Origin of the sequence: Streptomyces tagetis (assembly GCF_018069565.1) — a bacterium.
Lineage (GTDB): Bacteria > Actinomycetota > Actinomycetes > Streptomycetales > Streptomycetaceae > Streptomyces > Streptomyces tagetis.
The window spans coordinates 759,501-779,404 of the sequence record NZ_JAGPNL010000001.1 but is presented as its reverse complement, the minus strand read 5'-3'; the positions used below and the strand labels follow the sequence as shown (position 1 = coordinate 779,404).

Here is a 19,904-nt window from a genome sequence, read left to right as displayed (position 1 = left end):
GACGCGCGCTCACCTCGGCGGCGTGGTCTCCTCCCGGATGACCTGCTGCGCCACCCGGAAGGCGCCGTTCGCCGCGGGCACGCCGCAGTAGACGGCGCTCTGGAGCAGCACTTCCTTGATCTCGTCGGGGGTGAGCCCGTTGCGCAGCGCGGCCCGGGTGTGCACGGCGAGGTCGTCCAGATGGCCGCCCGCGACCAGGGTGGCGAGGGTGACGCAACTGCGGGTGCGGCGGTCCAGTCCGGGGCGGTCCCAGACCTCGCCCCAGGCGTACCGGGTGACCAGCTCCTGGAATTCGCCCGCGAAGGCGTCCGCCCGCGCGAGCGCCCGGTCGACGTGGGCGTCCCCGAGCACGTCCCGGCGGACCTTGAGCCCGGCCTCGTACGGGTCGGGCCGCTCCTCGGGCCGGGGCGGCACGACCGGCGGGGCGATCTCGGCGATGGGCCCGCCCTGCTGCGGCACGGGGGCCGGTACGGGGGCCGGTACGGGCACCGTCACGGGCGGCGCCTGGGCGTGCGGTGCCACCGGCGCCTGGGCCTGCGGCGGTACGGGCACGGCGTGGGCGGCGGGGCCCGGCGGCGCCGGCTGGACGGCCGGGATGGCCATCTGGCCGGTGGTGAGGTCCTGGGCGGGCTGCCAGGCGGAGGTGAAGTGCCGCACCAGCAGGTCGGTGACGGCGGCCGGCTGCTCGACCGGGACCAGGTGGGAGGCGCCCGGGACGACGGCGAGGCGGGCGTCGGGGATGCCGGCGACCAGGGTGCGGGCCTCGGCGGGGCCGGTGACCTGGTCGTCGGAGCCGACCAGGACCAGGGTGGGCACGCCGACCCGGCCCAGTTCCTCGCGGACGTCGAAGGCGGCGAGCGCCTCGCAGGCCGCGATGTAGCAGCCGGGGTCGGTGGTGCGCACCATCTGCACGGCCCACTCGGTGATGGCGGGCTGGGCCGCGGCGTACCCGCCGGTGAACCAGCGCTCGGGCGAGCTGCGGGCGATGGGGTCGAGCCCGTTGGTGCGCACGATCACGCCGCGCCGGCGGAACTCGTCGGCCGTGCCGAACCTCGGGGAGGCGGCGATCAGCGCGAGCGAGGCGAGGCGTTCGGGGTGGCGCAGGGCCAGTTCGATGCCGACGGCACCGCCGAGGGCGCACCCCGCGTAGCCGAAGCGCTGCACGCCGAGGCCGTCGAGGGTGGCCAGCAGGCGCGCGGTGAGGTCGGCGACGGAGACCGCCGGGTGCGCGGGGGCGCCGCCGTGCCCGGGGAGGTCGAACCGGAAGACCCGCCACTGCTGGGCCAGCTCGGGCACCTGACGGTCCCACATGTGCCATGTGGTACCCAGTGAGGGACCGAGGATCAGGACCGGGGCCTCTTCTGGCCCGTCAAAGCGGTATTGAAGGGTGTTCGGTGGTGTCTCACTCACGCCCCAGACCTTCTCACGTCTCACGAAATCTCACACAGCCCGGGAAGCCGGCGGCCCGACGCATCCGCGGCTCGCCTCGTCGGGCACTGCCGACGGCCTCGTCGATCGAGTCCGAACCTCTCAGCGTGTACGGGCGCCCCTGCCGCGGCGTGTCCTGCCGGCCACGCTCGCGCCCGGTCCACACGTCGGCGCGCTGAGCCCAGTGGCGGGACGGCCAGGCACGAGGCGTGGACCGAACAGGACGGACTCCCGGCTCTTCCACGATGCGCGCCGACCCGCCGGGCCGTCACCAGGTCTTCCCCGGGAGTCGTTCGTCGACCGGCACTGACGTCGCTGTGAACCGTGCCGGTACGAGCGGGGAGCGGAAGATGACGGTGGCGCTCGCCTTGGGGTTCTCGGCATCCCTGTGAGCATTCTTCTCCCACCGTATGAGCAGATGATGACAGCCGCCGTCGGGGGCCGGACCCGTTGCTCTAATGCGGTCATGGACAACGAACGGACGACCTTGACCATCCACCGCCGATTCTCCTCTCCCCGCCGGACGCTGACCGCCGCGACGGCCGCGGTTCTCCTCGGGGCGACCCTGCTCGCCTGCGGCGGCGGGGAAGGCGAGGACACACGCTCAGGGGGTCAGGCAGACAAGACGGCCGCGATCGAGTCGGCCGGGAGCGGCGGCGACATCAGGGTTCTGTGGGTGGGGGACTCCATCGCCGGCGCCCAGGCCCCGGCCCTCGGCGCCGCTTTGGAAGCCGCCGGGGTGAAGTTCCGGAACGCCGCCTCCGACGGCGGCGGCACGATCGTCGCGGGCGGCGACGAGATCACCAAGAAGCTCTCCGGCGACACATGGAAGACCCTGGGGAAGCAGATCGGGTCGTTCAAACCCACCGTGATCGCCTACCAGATCACCACCTACGACTGGGGCACGGCGGAGCAGCAGCGCGACGCCTACGGCAAACTCGTGAGCACCGCCGAGGAGATCGGAGCCAAGGCCGTGTTCATATCCGCTCCTCCGATCGAGATCGACGACTTCTACCGCCCCCACGCGAAGCAGATGAAGACCGCCCCCGAGTCGGCCGCCGAGACCGCCGAAGCCCATGCGGACAAGGCCCTGTTCGTGGATTCCGGGCGCTTGTGGGGCGAGGACGCCTCAGCGCCGAAGGCCGGAAGGGCGGCCGACGGCATCCACAACTGCCGGCAGGGTGCCGCCGCCTTCGCGAACTGGTTCGTCAAGGTACTGGGGGACGAGGAGGGCTTCACCCCGGCGAAGCCGGGCGCCTGGGCGACGGGCGAATGGACCGATGACAAGCGGTTCTCCGCGCTCGGCTGCGAGAGCTGAGATGGCACACGCGACACCGGTCTCGCCGGATCGGGCGGCTCAGGTGGCGGGCGGGCGCCGGCCGCACGTCGACGCCCTGGACGGGCTGCGCGGGGCCGCCGTCGCCGCCGTCCTGCTCTTCCACGCCGGTCTCCTCGACGGCGGGTTCCTCGGCGTCGACCTGTTCTTCGCTCTGTCGGGGTTTCTCATCACCGGAATCCTGCTCGGCACCGCACAGGGCGAAGGGCGCGTCCCGCTGGTGCGGTTCTGGACGCGCCGCGCGCGGCGGCTGCTGCCTGCCCTGGTCTGCCTGGTGGCGGTCGTGCTGCCGGCGGTCTGGGCCTGGGGGACCACAGCCCAGGCGCGGTTCGCCACCCAGGACGCTCCCTGGGTGGCCATCCAGGCAGTGAACTGGCATTACATCGCCGAGCAGGTCGGCTACTGGCAGGCGTCCGACAGCCACGTCTTCGCCCATCTGTGGAGCATCGGGGTGGAGTGGCAGTTCTACCTGGTGTGGCCGTTGGTGGTGGCGCCGGCCGCGAGGTGCCGCAATGCACACCGCATCGTGCTGGCGGTGGCGGCGGCCGGGGCCCTCGTATCGCTCGCCCTGATGCTCCAGCTCGGTGCGGCCGTGGACACCACCCGCGCCTATGAGGGCACGGACACCCGGGCGGCGGCGCTGCTGCTGGGAGCCGCGGCGGCCACCGAGCCCGTACAACGCCGGGTGCGCCGGGTGCCCGGCCGGGTGGCTGACGGGGTCTGCGCAACGCTGCTGCTGGGACTGGGCGTCTCCTGGGTGCTCACCAAGGGGGAGGAGGCGCCTTCGCTGTTCCAGGGCGGTCTCTTCGTCCATTCCCTGGCCGCCACCGCGCTGATCGTGCTGCTGGTCCAGGCCCAACGGGGCCGGGTCGCGGCGCTTGCCGGAAGCCGCGTTCCGGTCTGGCTCGGCGAAGTCTCCTACAGCCTGTACCTGTGGCACTGGCCCGTCTATCTCCTGCTGCTCCCCCGTCTCGCCGTCCTGGGCGAGTGGGGCGGCGCGGCGGTGGCGATCGCGGTGTCCCTGGTGCTCGCCGAAGCCTCGCGCCGATTCGTGGAGGCCCCGGTGCGGTTCCGCTCCGGGTGGGCCCGCGGCCGGCGCGGGCCCGTGGTGGTGGCCGCCCTGGCGGTCGGGGCGATCGCGCTGTGGGCGCTCCTTCCGGAGCCGATCCCGGGAGGGGACACCGTGGACGTCACGCAGTTGACCTGAGCCGACAGGTACGGTGGGCGACCGCCGCACCGCTGGAGAAAGTGCTGTCCATGACCCGTGTCCTGCTGATCGAGGACGATCCCGCCGTACGCCGGGGTATCGTCCTCGGCCTGTCCCGCAACGGTCACGAGACGGAGGGAGCGGGTACGGGGGAGGACGGCCTGGAGGCCCTGGTGCACTTCCGTCCCGACCTCGTGCTGCTGGATCTCATGTTGCCGGGGATGAGCGGGCTGGAGGTCTGCGCCCGCATTCGGGCGGCCGGACAGATCCCCGTCATCATCCTGTCCGCGCGCGGCGACGACATCGACGTCGTCGTCGGCTTGGAGGCGGGGGCGGACGACTACATCATCAAGCCCGCCGGCACAGCGCTGATCGAGGCGCGGATGCGCGCGGTGCTGCGCCGGGTCGCCCCGCGCCAGGCCGACGCCCCTGCCGGAGCGAGTGTCTTCGGCGACCTGGAGATCGACCGGCAGGCGCTGATCGTCCGCAAGGAAGGAGCGGAGCTGTCACTGGCGCCCTCGGAGCTGAAGCTGCTGCTGTTCCTGAGTGCGTCGCCCGAGCAGACTTTCAGTCGCCAGCAGTTGCTGGAGGACGTCTGGGAACACTCCTACTACGGCGACGTCCGTCTCGTCGACGCCTGCGTGATGCGGCTGCGCGCCAGGATCGAGAAGAACGCCCGGCGACCGGTCTACGTGCAGACGGTACGGGGCTTCGGCTACCGGTTCGGGCCGCTGCCGTCGTGAGGCTCCACTTCCCCCAGGGCCTGCGGACGCGCCTGATCATCGCGTTCATCCTCGTCGCGGCGCTCAGCTCGCTGCTCACCGCCACCCTCACCTTCCGCCAGGCGCGCGGCACGATCGTGGAACGGGCGCAGGACGACGCGGTGCGCGACCTGCGCCGGCAAGTCAGCTCCCTGGCGCCGAACCTGCCGTCCGAACCCGGCGGAAACGATCTGCGCTCCTTCGTCCGCCAACTGGACCAGGCGGGCGGCCCACGGCGCTGGCACACGGCCGCCACCCTCGCGGGCGCCGCCGCGGTGGGGGCGCCCGACGCCGCCACCGAGTCGCTGCGCCGGGCGATACGGGACGGGTCGGGCGCGTACGTCGAACGCACCGACTCCCCAAGCCCCCGGCTCCATATCGCCATGCCCGTCGGCACCGCCTCCGAGAAGGGCCGGGGCAAGGACCCGGGCGGGCCACCGGAGCTCATCGTGTACGCCGTCATGCCGCTGGACGGCGAGCAGGCCGACGTGTCCGCGCTCGTCACCGCGGCCTGGGCGGGCACGGCACCGGCTCTGCTGTTCGCCGTGTTCCCCGCCCTGTTCTCGGCCCGCCAAGTGCTGCGCCCGGTGCGCAGGCTCCGCGTCGCGGCGGAGAAACTCACGTCCGGGGCGCTGCAGACCCGCTCCGCGGTCGTCGGCGGCGACGAACTGGCCGATCTCGCCGTCACCTTCAACACGATGGCGGCCACCCTGGAGAGGGACGCGGCGGAGCTCCGGCAGATGGAAACCCATGCCCGGCGCTTCGCCGCGGATCTCTCCCACGAACTGCGGACGCCGCTGGCGGCCATGGTCGCGGTGACCGGCGTACTGGATACCGAGGCCGAGTCCGGGTGCCTTCCCGCGGACACGGCCGAGGCGCTGCGCCTGGTGAGCGACGAGACCAGGAGGCTGGCCGCCACCGTAGAGGACCTGATGGAGATCTCCCGCTTCGACGCGGGGGCGGCGACGCTCACGACGGACGACACCGACCTGCGGACCCTCGTCGGCAAGACGCTCCAGCTTCGCGGCTGGGAGGACTCCGGCCAGGTGGTCTGCGAGCTACCGGAGAGCGAGGTCCGGGTCCGTGTCGACCCGCGTCGTTTCGACGTGGTCCTCGCCAACCTCGTCGGCAACGGCCTGCGGCACGGCGCTCCGCCCGTCACCGTGCGGGCCACTGTCTCCGGGCGGGCGCTGACGATAGAGGTGGGCGACCACGGCCCAGGCATCCCGCCCGGCCTCCTCCCGCACGTGTTCGACCGCTTCTACAAAGGCGATCCGGCGCGGGCCCGGTCCACAGGCAGCGGCCTGGGGCTGGCGATCGCGTCGGAGAACGTGCGCCTGCACGACGGTTCCCTCACCGCCGTCAACCTCCCCGGCGGCGGAGCGGTGTTCACCGTGGTCCTCCCGCATGCGCGACCGGACGGAGACGTGTCGTGACCAGGGTTCGGGGTTTCCTGACGCCTCTTCTCCTGGCCGTGCTGACGGGTTGGGGAGCCGCGGGGTGCGGGCTCGGCTCCACAGGGCCCGTCCCGGCCGGCGTCCCCGCTTCCGGATTCCAAGGGAAACGGGACGGTACATCGGTCCGCCTCTACTTCGTCGGCAGGGAAGGTGTGCAGGCCGTCTCCCGCCCCGCCGCCACCACCCCTGACCCCCAGGCCGCCCTGGACCTTCTGGTGCGCGGCCCGGACGAGGCGGAGCGGGCCCGCGGTCTGACGACCGAGGTAACCGCGGACGAGGACCGCCTCGCCGCCAAGGCGGCCGAAGGCGCGGTCGAACTGCGCCTGGCCGAGTCTGTGGCCACGATGCAAGGCTTAGGGGGCCTCGGCCTCACCCAGATCATCTGCACAGTGGCCAACGCCGACGTGCCCGGCGGCAGACGGTCGACCGAGGTGGATGTCCGCGTCCACGAACCCGGGATCGACGATCCATGGATCGTCCGATGCGACGCAGCGGGCTCCGTGGTGCCCCGACGTTCCTGACCAGCGCCGGGCCGGGCGGGCCGGACCAGCGGTCCCGGTGCGGCCCACGGAGAGCAACGCGGTGCGAGGCCCTGGGTGCCGTGCACCTTGACGGAAACTGTGTCCTGTGTGGCGAGGGGGCGTCGGTCCGCTCATGGGGCGGGATACCGCCGGTTCCTGATCCGGTCGAGGTGCGACCGGTGATCCGTGCGTGAGGGCAAGGTACGGAGCTGCGAAGATGCGGCGTATCAGGTCCGGGCCCGGCGGCGGGGACGGTGTCGCGGGCGTCGCGCGGGCCCCGCTCTTCCATCGCCTTTTGTGATGAACGGACACTTCCACCGTGTCCGGCGCGGTCCGGTACCGGTTCTCCACCCCGGCGGAAGACGCCGTGAGAGTGAGGGAGGACCCGATGCTGCGAGGCGACCACGACAGGAGGCCGTCACCCGTGCCCGTACCGCCGTGGGGGACGGGGGTGGCCCCGCCGGGCGTGGATGCCCCGGACTTGGCGTCCCCCGGCACGGCTCCCCCGGCCCCCGCGTCCCCGACCCCGGTCCCCCCGGCCCCCGCTCCCCGGGCCCCGGCTGCCGAGGACGCGGCCGTCGCGGTGGCCGCCGCCCTGCTCCGGCGCACGTTCCCGCCGCACGGGGTCACGGGGGAGGCGGCCTGGTCCGTCGGCGGGCGGGGCCCCGTGGAGATCGACGCCGGTGACGAACGGGCCGTCCAGGCCGCGTGCGGGGTCATGCACGTGCACGGCCGGGCCGGCGGCGCCCCCCGGCCCCTGACCGCCGACTACGTGTCCACGGTGACCGGGGTGCTGGCCGCCCAGGGCGCCACCGCCTGCCTCCTCGCGCGGCTGCGCGGACGTCCGGGGCTGCGCGCCCGCACCTCGCTCGCCCAGGGCGCGCTGCTCTCCGTCGGCCAGTACCTCGCCGCGGCCACCGCGCCGGACGCCGACGCCGATCCCGACGCCGACGCGTGCGGGCTCGCCACGCTCACCACCGCCGACGGGGCCCGCGTCGAGATCGAGACGCTGGACCCCCTGGCCTGGAGCGGCTTCTGGCGGCGCCTCGGCGTCGACGCGCGGACGGCCGGGCGCGGCTGGGGCCCCTTCCAGCGCCGGTTCGGCACCGCGGTCTGCCCGCTGCCCGAGGAGCTGCGGGCCGCGCTGGGCCGCGCCCCGCTGCGCGCTGTCGCCGGGGCCGCCGCGGAGAGCGGCGTGGCGCTCGCGGAGGTCCCCGGCACCACCGCCGCGCCCGGCCTCGTCCCCTGGACCCTCGCGCCCACCGGCCACCGCTCCGCGCTCCTGCCGGGTCAGCGTCGCCACGAACCGCCCTCTGACGCCGGGGGGTTACCCCTGTCCGGGTTCCGGGTGGTCGAGTCGACGCGGCGCGTGCAGGGGCCGTTGGCCGGACACGTGCTGCGGCTCCTCGGCGCCGACGTCGTCCGGATCGAGCCGCCCGGCGGCGACCCGCTGCGCGGGCTCCCGCCGATGGCCGGCGGCTGCTCGGCCCGCTTCTCCGCGCTCAACGCCGGCAAGACGGTGACCGAGGCCGACCTCACCACCGCCCGGGGGCGGGAGGCGGTGCGCGAACTGGCCGCCGGCGCCGACGCGTTCGTCCACAACTGGGCCCCGGGCAAGGCGGACGCGTACGGCCTGGACGCCGACGGCCTGCACGCCGTGCGCCCCGGCCTGGTGTACGCCTCGGCCTCCGGCTTCGGTGACGCCCTCGGCGCGCGGCCCCCGATCGGCACCGACTACCTCGCCCAGGTGCACGGCGGACTCGCCGCCGCCCTGCGCCCCGCGGGCGAGCCGCCCGCTCCGTCCCTGATGACCGTCACCGACGTGCTCGGCGGGCTCGTCCTCGCGCAGGCCGTCCTCGCCGGGCTGACGGTGCGGGAGCGGACCGGGCACGGCTGCCGCGCGCAGTCGTCGCTGCTGTCCGCCGCCGCGCTCATCCCCCGGCCGCCGGGGCGGGTCGCGCTCGCCCCGCTGGAGCTGCCGCTGCCCACCGCCGACGGACTGCTCTGCCTGGGCGCCCACGCCCGCGCCCACCCCTCGGAGGTGGCCTACGCCGTGGGCGCCCGGGACGCGGACTCGGTGCCGGGCCGGCTCCGCGCCGGGGGGACCCGGGAGTGGCTGGAGCGGCTGCGCGAGGCCGGCCTGCCGTCCGTGCCGGTCTGCACCGACCTGGCCGAACTGGCCGCCGACCCCGCCTTCGCGCGGGCCGTCGTGGCCCCGGACGCCTCGGTGCGGCACGCCCGGCCCGCCCGCCCCTGGGACTTCGAGGAGGCCGCCGGATGACGCGGGTGTGGCGGTCGGCCGCCGGGCTGGACTTCCCCGACCGGGTGCCGTACGCCGACCGGCTGGAGTGGCGGCGGCGCGGGCTGTGTCCCGACGCGGACCTCTTCTCCCTCTTCCGCGCACACGCGGGCGCGCACCCCGGGCGGGACGCCGTCGTGGACGAGGACGGGACGGTGTCCTACGCGGAGCTGTACGCCGAAGTCCTGTGCGTGGCCGGGCGGTTCGCGGCGGCGGGGCTCGGGTCGCGGGACGTGATCGGGCTGCGGCTGCCCAACGGGCGCCTGGCCGCCGTGGCGGAACTCGCCGTGTACGCGCTCGGCGCGGTGGCGCTGCCGTACCCGCTGGGCGGCGGCGTCCAGGACACCCTCGGCCTGCTGCGGCGCTCCCGGGCCGCCGGCGCCGTCCTCGCGGAGCCGGCCGACCGCGAGGCCGCGGGCCGACTGCCGCTGCTGCGTGCGGTGTTCGGCCCGGAGGATCTGGTGTCCGGCCACCCCTCCCCCGGCACCGGCTTCGTGCCGGCTCCGCGGCCGGCCGCGCCCACCGCACCGGCCAGGGTCCTCGTCTCCTCCGGCTCCGAGGCGGAACCGAAGATGGTCGCCTACAGCCACCAGGCCATGGCAGGCGGACGCGCGGCGTACGTCCGCGCGCTCACCAGGGACCCGGACGCGGCCCCCCGCAACCTGGTCCTCGTCTCGCTCGCCTCCTCCTTCGGCTCGCTGGGCGTGCCGGTGACGCTCGCGGCGCTGGGCGGCACGCTGATCGTGCGGCGGCGCTTCGAGGCGGCGGACGCCCTGCGCGCGGTGAGCGCCCACCGGCCGACCCTCGTCTTCGGCGTGCCGACCATGCTGCGCCGGCTCGCGGACCTGCCGCGCTCCCCGGACGAGGACACGTCGTCGGCCGAGGCGTTCGTCTCCAGCGGCGCGGCGCTGCCCGCCTCCACCGCCGCCGCCTGCCGGGAGCGGTTCGCCCGGCCCGTGATCGCCGTGTACGGGTCCTCGGACGGGGTGAACTGCCACACCGCCGCCCCCGGCGCCCCCGCCGGGGACACCGCCGGCACCCCGGACCCGGCCGTCGCCGCCCTCCGTATCGCCCGGCCCGACGGTTCCCCGGCCCGGGTCGGGGAGCCCGGGGAGATCCTCGCCCGGGGCCCGATGACGCCGATGTGCTACGTCGGCGCCCCCGAACTCGACGCCCGCTACCGCACGGAGAACGGCTGGGTCCGCACCGGCGACCTCGGCGTGCTCGACGGGTGGGGCCGGCTGCGCGTGCTGGGGCGGCTCAAGAACGTCGTCATCCGCGGCGGGTACACCATCAGCCCCGCCGAGGTGGAACGCGAGCTGGGCACCCACCCCGCCCTCGCCGAGGTGGTCTGTGTCCCGGTGCCCGACGAGGAGCTGGGGGAACGGCTCTGCGCCTGCGTCCGCCCCGCCCCCGGGGCGGACACGCCCACCCTGGACCACCTCACGGCGCACCTGGGCCGACGGGGCCTGGAGCGGCGGAAGTTCCCCGAGTACGTGCTGCCGGTGACCGGCATGCCGCTCGGGCCGACCGGCAAGATCTGCCGGCGCACCGTCACCGCCGACGCGGTACGGGCTCTGGAGGCGGGACGGCTCATGGGGCCTCTGCGGGCAAGATCACGCACTTTTCACCCCTTCGAGGCAATCTGCCCATAAGGAATTCCTGGGGGCGAATCCCACCTGTCACTCTGAACGGGACAAGGCCGAAAGGCACATCAACCTCCGTCCCCGCGACGGAAGTTGAGCATTACACCAGAACGGGGAAGCCTCATGCGTCGCTCGGTCATCACCTGCGCCCTCCTCGCGTCCGTGGCCTGGGTGGGCCTCACCCCGGGCCCCGCCGTGGCCGCCGCCGAGGGGGAGGTCACCGTCTTCCAGACGGAGTTCCAGCCGCTGACCGTCTACCGGGACCCGGCCGGCTGCCACAAGCTCCCGGCCGCCGCCCACGTGCTGAACAACGCGACCGACGGCCCGGTGCGGATCTACGGCGACCCCTTCTGCCTCGGGCCCTGGGTAACCGTCGCGCCGGGGTACGGGTCCCACGTGGCGCCCGGCAGCGGCAGCTTCAGCGCCTGACCGGCCGTCCGCACACGGGGGAAACGAGGGGAACATGCCCGCAGAACTCGCCGTGGTCGGTCTCGGCTACGTCGGACTCCCACTGGCCCGCCGGGCCTGTGAGGCGGGACTCGACACCGTCGGCCACGACATCAGCCCGGCGGTGACCGGGGGCCTCACCGCGGGGCGCTCCCACATCGGGGACGTCAGCGACGCCGAGGTGCGGCGGATGCGCGCCCGCGGATTCCGGGCCAGTACCGACCCGGCGGTCCTCGACCGGGCCCGCACGGTGGTGATCTGCGTGCCGACCGGGCTCACCGCCGAGCGGACGCCCGACCTGGAGCCGTTACGGGCGGCGGCCCGCACCGTCGCCCGGCACCTCGCGCCCGGCACGCTGGTCTCCGTCGAGTCCACCAGCCACCCGGGCACCACCCAGGAGATCGTCCGGCCGTTGCTGGAGGAGAGCGGCCTGCGGGTGGGCGAGGACTTCCACCTCGCCTACTCCCCCGAACGCATCGACCCGGGCAACAGCCGCTTCTCCTTCCGCACCACACCGAAGATCGTCAGCGGCTGCACCACCCTCTGCGCCAAACACGCCGAGGCGTTCTACGAACAGCTCGTCGACGAGGTCGTCGTCGCCGCCGGCACCCGCGAGGCCGAGATGGCCAAGCTCCTGGAGAACGCCTACCGGTACGTCAACATCGCGCTGGCCGACGAGGCCGCGCTCTACTGCGGGCAGGCCGGCATCGACATCTGGGACGTGCTGCGCTGCGCCGGCACCAAACCCTTCGGGTTCGCCCCCTTCCGGCCCGGCCCCGGCGTCGGCGGGCACTGCGTCCCCGTCGACCCCCGCTATCTGATGGCCCGCGCCGAGGAACAGGGCTTCTCGTTCCGCACCCTGCACGCCGCCCGCGAGGTCCTGGACGCCATGCCGGGACACGTGGCCGACCGCGCCTGCCGGCTGCTGCGCGAGCACGGCACCGACCCGGCCGGGGCCCGGGTGACGCTGCTCGGCGTCGCCTACAAGGCGGGCGTCGCCGACGTCCGCGAATCCCCCGCCTTCCCGGTGGCCCGCGCCCTGCGCGCCCGGGGGGCCCGGCTCGCCTACCACGACCCGCGGGTCGGCTCGTTCACCGTCGACGGGACACCGGTCCCAAGGCGCCTCACCCCCGAGGAGGCGTGCGCCGGCAGCGATCTCGTCCTGCTGCTCCAGGAGCACGAGGAGTACGGGGCCGTCCCGTGGGACGAGGTGGGGTGCCCGGTGCTGGACACCCGCGGGACCGCCCGGGGCCGGCGGGTCACCCACCTCTGACCCGCCACCGCCGGCGCGAAAGCTCCCGGCGGGCGTGGCCCGGCCACGCCCGCCGTGGGAAGCGGCGCCCGGACGTCCGTCCGGGCCGCCACAACGGAAAGAAGGAGATCCATCCATGACCATGGTGGCCGACAACACCGCCCAGGCCCGTCTGTCGAAGCGTTTCGAGAAGTGGGACAGCGACGGCAACGGCGTCCTGGAGCCCTCGGACTTCGTCGCCGAGGCCGCCCGGATCGCCACCGCCCTCGGCCAGTCCCCGGACTCCCCGCAGGGGGTCGCCCTGCGGGACGCCTTCCAGTCCATGTTCCAGAACCTGGCGGAGCGGGCCGGCGTCTCCCCGCAGGGGCCGCTCTCCAAGGAGCAGTTCCTCGGCGCCGCCGGTGAGCTGTTCCAGGGCGGCGACGCCGCGTTCAACCGGGTGCTGGGCCCGGTCGCCGGCGGCATCGTCGGTCTCTGCGACCGCAACGCGGACGGGGTCATCGACGCCGCCGAGTTCGCCTCCTGGCTCGGCGCGGTCGGCGGTCTCGACTCGGCGTCGGCCGCCGAGGCGTTCCGCCGGATCGACACCGACGGCGACGGCGCGCTGAGTGAGGAGGAGCTGCTCGCGGCCATCCGTGACTTCCACTTCGGACAGCTTGAGGTCGAACTGCTCGGCTGAGCGGCGCTCGTAGACGGACCCGGCCGGCGTCCCCTCCCGTGAGGGGGCGCCGGCCGGCGTGCGTTCACCCGGTGGGGCCGCCGCCCGGACTCCGCCACCCGGCGGGGGCGAACACCACGTCGGTCTCCGGGGCGAGGGAGAGGCACGGGCCGGTCAGCAGCCGGGGCGTGTGGATGAGGATGTTGTAGTGGTTCGGCAGATGGCAGCCGTCGAACCCGAGGACCGTGCCGACCGGTTCACCGCCGATCAGCAGCGTGTCGCCGCGGTCGACGACTCCCCCGCGGACCAGTTCGGCGAAGCCGAGGAAACCGACCCGGTCCACCCGGGCGCCCGGCTGGTCGCTCCACCGGTCGGTGGTGACCAGTTCGTGCACCTCGCCGCGGCGCACGCAGCGGCTCGCGAACGGCTCCAGGGTCATGCCCCGGTCGGTGCGCGTGTGCCGGAGCACCTTCACCACGGCGCCGCGCACGGGCCGTTTGGCGCCGTTCTCGTGCAGCCCCGCGTCGAGCGACGGGCGCGCGGGCCCGGGGGACGGGGCGGGGGACGGCGTGGGGGCGGGGGACTGCGTGAGGGTGGCGGGCGGCGCGGGGTCGGGGGACGGTCGGGTGGTCATCGCACGGCCTCCGGTACGGGCGGGCGGACACGGGCGTAGGCGGCGGCGACGAGGTCCAGGGCGGCCAGCCCGCCGGCGGCGGCACCGTCGGGGGGCGGATCGGCGCAGACGCGGGCGAAGTCGCGGAGGATGCCCTCGTACTCGTGCCAGAGCGATTCCTTGAAACCGGGGCGGCCGTCCAGCATGTCCGCGCGCAGCTCGCTCCCGTCGGCGAGCCGCACCACGACGTCCTTGGTCTCCCCCGGGTAGGACCAGTCGAGTTCGACGGTGCCGCGGGCCCCGGACGGGGCCTCCAGGCGGATCAGCGCCTGCCGGTCGATGCCGGCCTCCCAGGCGACCTCGGCGGAGGCGACCGTCAGCGGCAGCTCACCCAGCAACAGCCGGACCAGGTCGAAGGCGTTGGGGCCGTTGTCGGCGACGCAGCCGCCGCCGCAGCGGGCCGGGTCGAGGTACCAGGTGTCGGCGCCGATGTGCTCCTCGATCCGCTCCAGGTACCGGACCCGTACCGACTCCACCGCGTCCGGCGCGTCGGGCGGCGGCAGTCTGCGGGCCAGGTCGAGGACGCGGTCGTTGTGGCGCCGGTGGAAGGCGGTGAGGAGCGGGACGCCCCGCTCCCGGGAGAGCGCGGCCAGCGCCCCGCCGTCCACCGGGTCCAGGACGAGCGGCTTCTCCACACAGACCGGTACGCCGGCCCGGAGCGCGTCGGCGCACACCCGGGCGTGGGCGTGGTTGGGCACGGCGACGACCAGCGCGTCCAGGTCGGCCGAGGCCAGCATCGACCGGTGGTCGGTGTGGCAGGCGACCCGGCCGCGGTGCGGGGCGAGCGCGTCCTCGCGCAGGTCGCAGACGGCGGCCAGGGTCCATTCGGGCAGTCGTTCGGCGGCGGCCAGGTAGTAGCGGGAGATCACGCCGAGGCCGACGAGCCCGAGACGGCGGGGTGCTCGGGCACCGGGGCCGGGGCCGCGGGGCGGGCGGCCGGGGGGCGTCACCGGGCCTCCGTCAGCACGGGCAGGTCCAGCCCCAGGCCGGTCAGCTCCGCGTGCAGGGAGGCGGGCAGGGGTACGCCGGAGGCGCGGCGGCGGGCCGCGAGTTCGGCCTCCTGGTGCCCGGGGTAGCGGACCGGGTCGTGGCCGGCGAGGGGCGGGCAGTCCAGCACGGTGGCGAACACGTCCCGCGCGTCCTCGGGGAAGCCGTCGCGCAGCATGCCGGGCGCGATGGCCAGCAGCAGGAAGCCGATGTCGTCGTCGCTGCCGCCGGGACGGCCGTCCCCGTCGAGCGCCGCGCGGGACGGGCCGGTCGCGGCGCCGGAGACCAGCCCCGCCAGCAGCTCCACGGTGAGCCCGAGCCCGAAGCCCTTGTACGCGCCGGTCTCGGGCCGGCCCCCGAGCCAGCCGAGCCACGCCTCGCCCCGGTCGTAGGCCCCGGCGTCGGTCACGGGCCGGCCGGCGTCGTCGGTCAGCCATCCCTCGGGCGCGGGCCGGCCGTCCCGGGCGGCGGTACGGACCCGGCCGGTGGGCACGACGGTGGTGCTCATGTCGAGCACGAAGGGCCGGCCCTCGACGGCGGGCGCCGCCACGCTCAGCGGGTTGGTGCCGAGCAGCGCGGCGGCGCCGAGCGGCGGCCGGGCGATGCGCTGGCCCCCGCAGTTGGCGGCCACCACGCCGATCATGCCCCGGGCGGCGGCCCGCAGGGCGTGGACGCCCGCGCAGCCGAAGTGGGTGGCCCCGCGCACGGAGACCAGGCCGATGCCGTGGTCGGCGGCCCGCCGCACGGCGAGGTCCATGCCCTCCGAGGCGGCCCACAGGCCGAGCGCCCGCCGGTGGTCGAGGAGGACGCAGGCACCGAGGTCGCGCAGGGTCGTGGGCTCCGCCGCCGGGTCGGCGCGGCCGGACTCCAGCAGCGGGACGTAGAGGCGGGCCAGGTTGAACACGCCGTGCGAGTCCATGCCGGTCAGGTCGCCGTGGCACAGCGCCTCGGCGGCGAGCCGGGACCGGGCCCGAGGCACCCCGAGCCGGGTGAGACAGGCGGCCGTCTCGCCGAGCAGCGCGGTGTACGGAACCCTCACCTCCTCGCGACGTCCGACAACGGGCGGTGCGACAGTCATACGGTTCCTGCTTTCTCGGTACGTATGGGGGTGGCGGGGGTCATGCCGGGGACGGCGCCGGAAACGGCGGCCGTGGCGGTGTCGGGGGCGGCGTCGCGGACGGGGGCCGGGTCGGTGTCCGGGGGCGTCGCGGGGGCGGTCGCCCGGAGAGCGCCGGCGGGTAGGGCGTCGGCCGGGACGGAGCCGGCGGCCGGAGCCGCACTCGCGGACGAGGCGGGGCCCGCGGCGGGGACGGCAGCGGAGGCCGGATCGGCAGACGGGGCGGGGTCTGCGGCCGGCGGGGCGGCCCCCTCGGCCCGGCCCGAGCCGGGGTCCAAGTCCGCACCCTCGGCCGGGGACGCGTCGGTGCCCGGCACCGGACCCGGGCCGCAGGCCGCCGCGGCACCCTCGGCCAGAGCCGGGCCCGAGGCCGGAACCTCGCTCCCGGCCGAAGCCGGGCCGGAGGCCACACCCGCGCCCCCGGCCGGGCCGGAGGCCACACCCGCGCCCCCGACCGGGCCGGAGGCCGGCGCCGCACCGCCGGCCGAAGCCGGGCCGGAGGCCACACCCGCACCCCCGACCGGGCCCGAGGCCGCAACCGCACCCCCGACCGAGCCGGAGGCCAGCGCCGCACCGCCGGCCGAAGCCGGGCCGGAGGCCACACCCGTACCCCCGCCCAGGCCGGAGGCCAAGCCCGCACCCCCGACCCGGCCCGAGGCCACACCCGTACCCCCGCCCAGGCCGGAGGTCACCTCCGTGGTGAAGGCGATCAGGAGCGCCGTGACGCGGGACGCGAACCGGTCCAGGTCGGTCAGGTCGACGAACTCGCCGTCCGCGTGGGCGTGGTGGGTGTCCAGGCCGCCGGGGCCGAACACCGTGGTGTACGTGCCGGGGACGCCGTGCAGCCAGATCGCGTCGCAGGTGAACGCCGGTGCGTCGTCGGGCCAGCGGTCGATGCCCGCCCGTTCCATCAGGGCGTCGCCCCAGGCGGGTTGGGCGCCGAGCGCGGGCAGTCCGCGTTTCTCCCAGTCCAGGCGGGTGATGCGGGCCGCGTCGGCGGCCGTGCGGGCGAAGAGCGGGACGGTGCGGTAGCGGGCGGTGAACTCCCGCAGCCCCTCGTCCAGGGCGCGGGTGACGGCGGCCTCGGCGGCGGCGCCGTCCTCGGGGCAGGTGTGGGCGAGGTTGAGGGCGAGGCTGCCGGTGCCGTGGACCTTGTTGTGGAGGGTGCCGGTGTGCAGCCCGGCCAGGCAGACCGTGGCCGGCGGGGCGCCGGGGGACGGCGGGGCGAGCGCAGTGGCGAGGTGCTGGGCGAGGAAGCCGAGCAGCAGGGTGGCGTTGTGTCCGGCGTCCGGCCGGTCGTCGACGGCGTCGTCGCCGGTGACGGTGACGCGGGCGGTGGAGGCGGCGGTGGCGCGCGGCAGGTGGCGCAGGCCGGTCGGTTCGCAGAAGACGTTGACCCGGCCGACGTGCCCGGCCTCGACCAGCGGCCGGGTGCCGAAGGTGCCGAGCGCGCCGCCCTCCTCCCCGGCGACGGCCTGCACCAGCACCGACACGTCGCGGCCGACGGCGGGGCAGGCGCGGGCCGCCGCGGCGATCCCGGCGAGGAGGGCGACGGCGGGCCCCTTGGCGTCGACGGCTCCGCGGCCGGTGAAGCGGGTGCCGTCGAACGCGGGAGGCGGCCCGCCGGCGACGGTGTCGAGGTGGACGTTGAACATCACCGTGCGCTCGCGGGGCAGTTCGGGCCCGAGCCGCAGCACCAGGCTGGGCTGGCCGGCCAGGAACGCCGGGTCGGCGGCGACGGCGGCCCGCACCCGGGCCGGGGTGTCCTCCCGCAGGACGTCGGCGGCGCGCGCGGGGGCGAGGGAGAGGGTGTCGAGTCCGCACCGGGCGGCGGCACTCGCGTAGGCGTGCAGGGCGGCGCGCATCGCGTGCGGGGCGCCGGGGCCGGTCTCCAGGGGGCCGGCGGTGGGGGTGTGCAGCAGGTGCAGCAGCAGTCCGCCGTCGACGCCGGGCGGGCGGAAGCGGGGCACGGAGCCGGGTCCGGGAGCGGGGGGCACGTCGAGCGGAAGCGTGGCGAGGCGCTGGGCGGCGCGGACGAACAGGCCCTTGGCGTCGGCGCCTTCGCGGCGCAGCCCCTCGTGGGGCAGGAGCGCCAGATGGGGTTCGAGCGAGTACGCGCCCCGGTAGCCGTGGGTCTCCAGCAGCCGCAGGCAGTCGGCGACCCGGGCCGCCCCGTCCCCGGGGAGGGTGTAGACGGCCTCGCCGGGCCGCTCGCCGGGCAGGCCGTCCTTGACGTGGACGTGGGCGACGTAGGGCAGCAGCGGTTCGAGCAGGGAGACGGAGTCGTAGCCGTGGGCCACGCCGTTGCCGGTGTCGAAGAGGACCCGCAGGACCGGGCTGTCGACCTCGTGCAGCAGGCGCAGGGTCCGGGAGGCGCCGGCGCCGGCCCAGCCGGAGCAGTTCTCGTGGAGCAGTTCGAGGCCGAGTTCCTCGGCGCGGCGGGCGAGGCGCCGCACGCGTGAGATCGCCCGGGAGGCCCAGGCGTCCTCGGGCAGGCCGTCGTTGGGCCAGGACATGATGCGGACGCTGCGGCAGCCGAGCACCCGCCCGTGGACGGCGAGCCGGTCCAGCTCGTCGAGGTCGGCGGCGAAGTCGGCGGTCACGGGCCGGGCCCAGTTGCCGATCCGCGAGTCGAGGCAGACGACGCCGAGGCCCGCCGTGTGCAGCCGGTCGGCGAGGGCGTGGACGGACGCGGTGTCCAGGTCGGCCAGGGCCGTCCCGTCGACGGTGCGCAACTCCAGCGCGGACCAGCCCAGTCGCCGGGCGACGTCGATCTGGCCGGTCAGGTCGGGGGCGGCTTCGTCGCCGATGCCGGTGATCCGGCCGGCGATGCCGTCACCCGGCCGCACGGGCGGCCTCCCCCGTGCCGTGGCCGCAGCGCGCCTTGGCGGTGTCGAGGAGGCGGACGACGTCGGCGTGGACGTCGAAGGCGGTCCGCCAGGAGGGGTGGTCGGCGCCGAGGGTCGCGTGGCGGTCGTAGGTCTGGGTCATGAAGGCGGCGAGCGCGTCGTCGCGGAAGACCTCCCGCCGTGCTCCGGTGACGAGTTGGGCGTGGTCGTCGTCGGCGGAGAGCGGGAAGTGGGCGGTGACGGCGGTGCGGGCGAAGGTGAGCGTGACGCTGCGTTCGCGGACGGGCGCGGCGAGGTCGGAGACGATGCGGGTGCGGACGCCGCCGGGGTGGCGCAGGTCGAGCCGGGCGGAGCCCATCCCGGGCCGTACCACCGCGCCGATCCGCAGGTCGGTGAGGTGGGCGCCGGTCACCTCGGCGGGTCCGGCGAGGTCGAGGACGAGCCCGAGCGCGTGGGGCATCTCCACGTCGAACGCGGTGGGGTGGCCGTCCCGGGGGCGCAGGGAGCGCAGGAAGCGGGGCTTGTGCTGGACCACCTCGACGCGCAGCAGCGGGCCGTGCTCCGCCGAGGCGAGCGTCTCGCGCAGCCGCCGGGCCAGTTCGCCGGCGGTCCAGTGGGCGACGACCGTGACGCGCAGGCCGTGGGTGTCCCGCAGCCGTTCGACCGCGGCGAGGTCGTCCACGCCGGCGGCGAGGGGCTTCTCCACGATCAGGTCGCGGAATCCGGCCGCCGCGAGGTCGGCGAGGACGGCCGGACGGGTGTCCGGCGGCGTGCACACGTGGACGACGGTGGAGGCGGGGGTCAGCAGGGCCGCCGCCTCGGTCAGGGAGCGGGTCAGGACGACGCCGTCGGGGGCGGGTCCCCCGGCGGCGGGCCGGGGGTCGACGGCGACGACCGGCCCCTTCCACAGCTTGGGCGCGGCGGCACGGGCGGTGTGCAGCGCCCGTGTGTGCAGTCCGGCTCCGGAGCGTCCCAGTCCGATGATCAGGGGCTGTCTCATGGCATTCCCTCCGGTGAATCTGGCGGGGCAGGTGCGAATCTCTCCGCTGTCGCGGCACCGGTCAAGAAAGTCCGCCGGGTAGTCACCGGAAGGTATGAAGTTCCGCCAGTCATTTGAGACTTGACTCGCGCGGCTGTTACGTTCTCGGAGAAGCGGGCCGTGGAGTCCTCGGCCATCCGGTCAGAACTCCCCTCGCTTTCCCTCGCCTTCCCTCGCCTTCCCTCGCTTTCCATCGTTTCCGCAGGTGGCCCCCGGCTGCCTGGCGG

16 protein-coding genes are annotated in these 19,904 nt (G+C 75.4%); 10 read left to right on the top strand and 6 right to left on the bottom strand.

What is annotated here, in order from left to right:
* Positions 1–9: 9 nt before the first annotated feature.
* On the bottom strand, positions 10–1,410 hold the full coding sequence (gene pcaDC / locus J5Y05_RS03310) for a bifunctional 3-oxoadipate enol-lactonase/4-carboxymuconolactone decarboxylase PcaDC (protein WP_210868204.1): 1,401 nt from the start codon (positions 1,408–1,410) through the stop codon (positions 10–12).
* A gap of 484 nt (positions 1,411–1,894) precedes the next feature.
* Here pcaDC and J5Y05_RS03305 point away from each other — a divergent pair, with 484 nt between their 5' ends.
* From J5Y05_RS03305 to J5Y05_RS03260, 10 genes are all read left to right on the top strand, one after another.
* The gene (locus J5Y05_RS03305) at positions 1,895–2,746 is read left to right on the top strand and encodes an SGNH hydrolase domain-containing protein (RefSeq protein WP_210868203.1); all 852 of its coding nucleotides are present in this window, start codon (positions 1,895–1,897) and stop codon (positions 2,744–2,746) included.
* 1 nt (position 2,747) lies between these two features.
* Positions 2,748–3,971 (top strand): acyltransferase family protein, encoded by a 1,224-nt coding sequence (locus J5Y05_RS03300; protein ID WP_247614016.1) that lies wholly within the window; start codon positions 2,748–2,750, stop codon positions 3,969–3,971.
* A gap of 50 nt (positions 3,972–4,021) precedes the next feature.
* Positions 4,022–4,714, top strand: a complete 693-nt coding sequence (locus J5Y05_RS03295) for a response regulator transcription factor (protein WP_210868201.1) — start codon at positions 4,022–4,024, stop codon at positions 4,712–4,714.
* Positions 4,711–6,168, top strand: a complete 1,458-nt coding sequence (locus J5Y05_RS03290) for an ATP-binding protein (RefSeq protein WP_210868200.1) — start codon at positions 4,711–4,713, stop codon at positions 6,166–6,168. Before J5Y05_RS03295 ends, J5Y05_RS03290 begins: the two co-directional genes overlap by 4 nt.
* 173 nt (positions 6,169–6,341) lie before the next feature.
* Positions 6,342–6,710 (top strand): hypothetical protein, encoded by a 369-nt coding sequence (locus tag J5Y05_RS03285; RefSeq protein WP_247614015.1) that lies wholly within the window; start codon positions 6,342–6,344, stop codon positions 6,708–6,710.
* Between the two features lie 583 nt (positions 6,711–7,293).
* Positions 7,294–8,991: a CoA transferase gene (locus J5Y05_RS03280; RefSeq protein ID WP_307853686.1), complete on the top strand. Its 1,698-nt coding sequence runs from the start codon at positions 7,294–7,296 to the stop codon at positions 8,989–8,991.
* Entirely contained in the window at positions 8,988–10,664 is a 1,677-nt protein-coding gene (locus J5Y05_RS03275) for a class I adenylate-forming enzyme family protein (RefSeq protein ID WP_210868198.1), read from the top strand. The genes J5Y05_RS03280 and J5Y05_RS03275 overlap by 4 nt, the downstream gene beginning before the upstream one ends.
* Positions 10,665–10,778: 114 nt before the next feature.
* Complete coding sequence (locus tag J5Y05_RS03270; protein ID WP_210868197.1) at positions 10,779–11,084, top strand: hypothetical protein; 306 nt, start codon at positions 10,779–10,781, stop codon at positions 11,082–11,084.
* Positions 11,085–11,118: 34 nt separating this feature from the next.
* A complete protein-coding gene (locus J5Y05_RS03265) occupies positions 11,119–12,375 on the top strand; it encodes a nucleotide sugar dehydrogenase (protein ID WP_210868196.1) in 1,257 nt (418 codons plus the stop codon).
* Between the two features lie 115 nt (positions 12,376–12,490).
* Complete coding sequence (locus J5Y05_RS03260; protein WP_247614014.1) at positions 12,491–13,033, top strand: EF-hand domain-containing protein; 543 nt, start codon at positions 12,491–12,493, stop codon at positions 13,031–13,033.
* Positions 13,034–13,097: 64 nt separating this feature from the next.
* On the opposite strand, the gene J5Y05_RS03255 is transcribed toward J5Y05_RS03260, so the two are convergent.
* From J5Y05_RS03255 to J5Y05_RS03230, 5 genes are read right to left on the bottom strand one after another with little or no spacing between them, the layout of a single operon-like run.
* Positions 13,098–13,646 (bottom strand): DUF6917 domain-containing protein, encoded by a 549-nt coding sequence (locus J5Y05_RS03255; protein WP_247614013.1) that lies wholly within the window; start codon positions 13,644–13,646, stop codon positions 13,098–13,100.
* Entirely contained in the window at positions 13,643–14,635 is a 993-nt protein-coding gene (locus J5Y05_RS03250; protein ID WP_210868195.1) for a Gfo/Idh/MocA family protein, read from the bottom strand. Before J5Y05_RS03250 ends, J5Y05_RS03255 begins: the two co-directional genes overlap by 4 nt.
* Positions 14,632–15,711 (bottom strand): Ldh family oxidoreductase, encoded by a 1,080-nt coding sequence (locus J5Y05_RS03245; protein WP_307853684.1) that lies wholly within the window; start codon positions 15,709–15,711, stop codon positions 14,632–14,634. Before J5Y05_RS03245 ends, J5Y05_RS03250 begins: the two co-directional genes overlap by 4 nt.
* 35 nt (positions 15,712–15,746) lie before the next feature.
* Positions 15,747–18,638 (bottom strand): M20/M25/M40 family metallo-hydrolase, encoded by a 2,892-nt coding sequence (locus J5Y05_RS32425; RefSeq protein ID WP_307853683.1) that lies wholly within the window; start codon positions 18,636–18,638, stop codon positions 15,747–15,749.
* Complete coding sequence (locus J5Y05_RS03230) at positions 18,625–19,638, bottom strand: Gfo/Idh/MocA family oxidoreductase (RefSeq protein WP_210868193.1); 1,014 nt, start codon at positions 19,636–19,638, stop codon at positions 18,625–18,627. Before J5Y05_RS03230 ends, J5Y05_RS32425 begins: the two co-directional genes overlap by 14 nt.
* Positions 19,639–19,904: the final 266 nt, after the last annotated feature.

Coding starts and splice junctions, on each gene's coding strand:
- J5Y05_RS03305 (WP_210868203.1), top strand. CDS start 1,895: ATGGACAACGAACGGACGACCTTGACCATCCACCGCCGATTCTCCTCT.
- J5Y05_RS03300 (WP_247614016.1), top strand. CDS start 2,748: ATGGCACACGCGACACCGGTCTCGCCGGATCGGGCGGCTCAGGTGGCG.
- J5Y05_RS03295 (WP_210868201.1), top strand. CDS start 4,022: ATGACCCGTGTCCTGCTGATCGAGGACGATCCCGCCGTACGCCGGGGT.
- J5Y05_RS03275 (WP_210868198.1), top strand. CDS start 8,988: ATGACGCGGGTGTGGCGGTCGGCCGCCGGGCTGGACTTCCCCGACCGG.
- J5Y05_RS03270 (WP_210868197.1), top strand. CDS start 10,779: ATGCGTCGCTCGGTCATCACCTGCGCCCTCCTCGCGTCCGTGGCCTGG.
- J5Y05_RS03265 (WP_210868196.1), top strand. CDS start 11,119: ATGCCCGCAGAACTCGCCGTGGTCGGTCTCGGCTACGTCGGACTCCCA.
- J5Y05_RS03260 (WP_247614014.1), top strand. CDS start 12,491: ATGACCATGGTGGCCGACAACACCGCCCAGGCCCGTCTGTCGAAGCGT.
- J5Y05_RS03255 (WP_247614013.1), bottom strand. CDS start 13,646: ATGACCACCCGACCGTCCCCCGACCCCGCGCCGCCCGCCACCCTCACG.
- J5Y05_RS03230 (WP_210868193.1), bottom strand. CDS start 19,638: ATGAGACAGCCCCTGATCATCGGACTGGGACGCTCCGGAGCCGGACTG.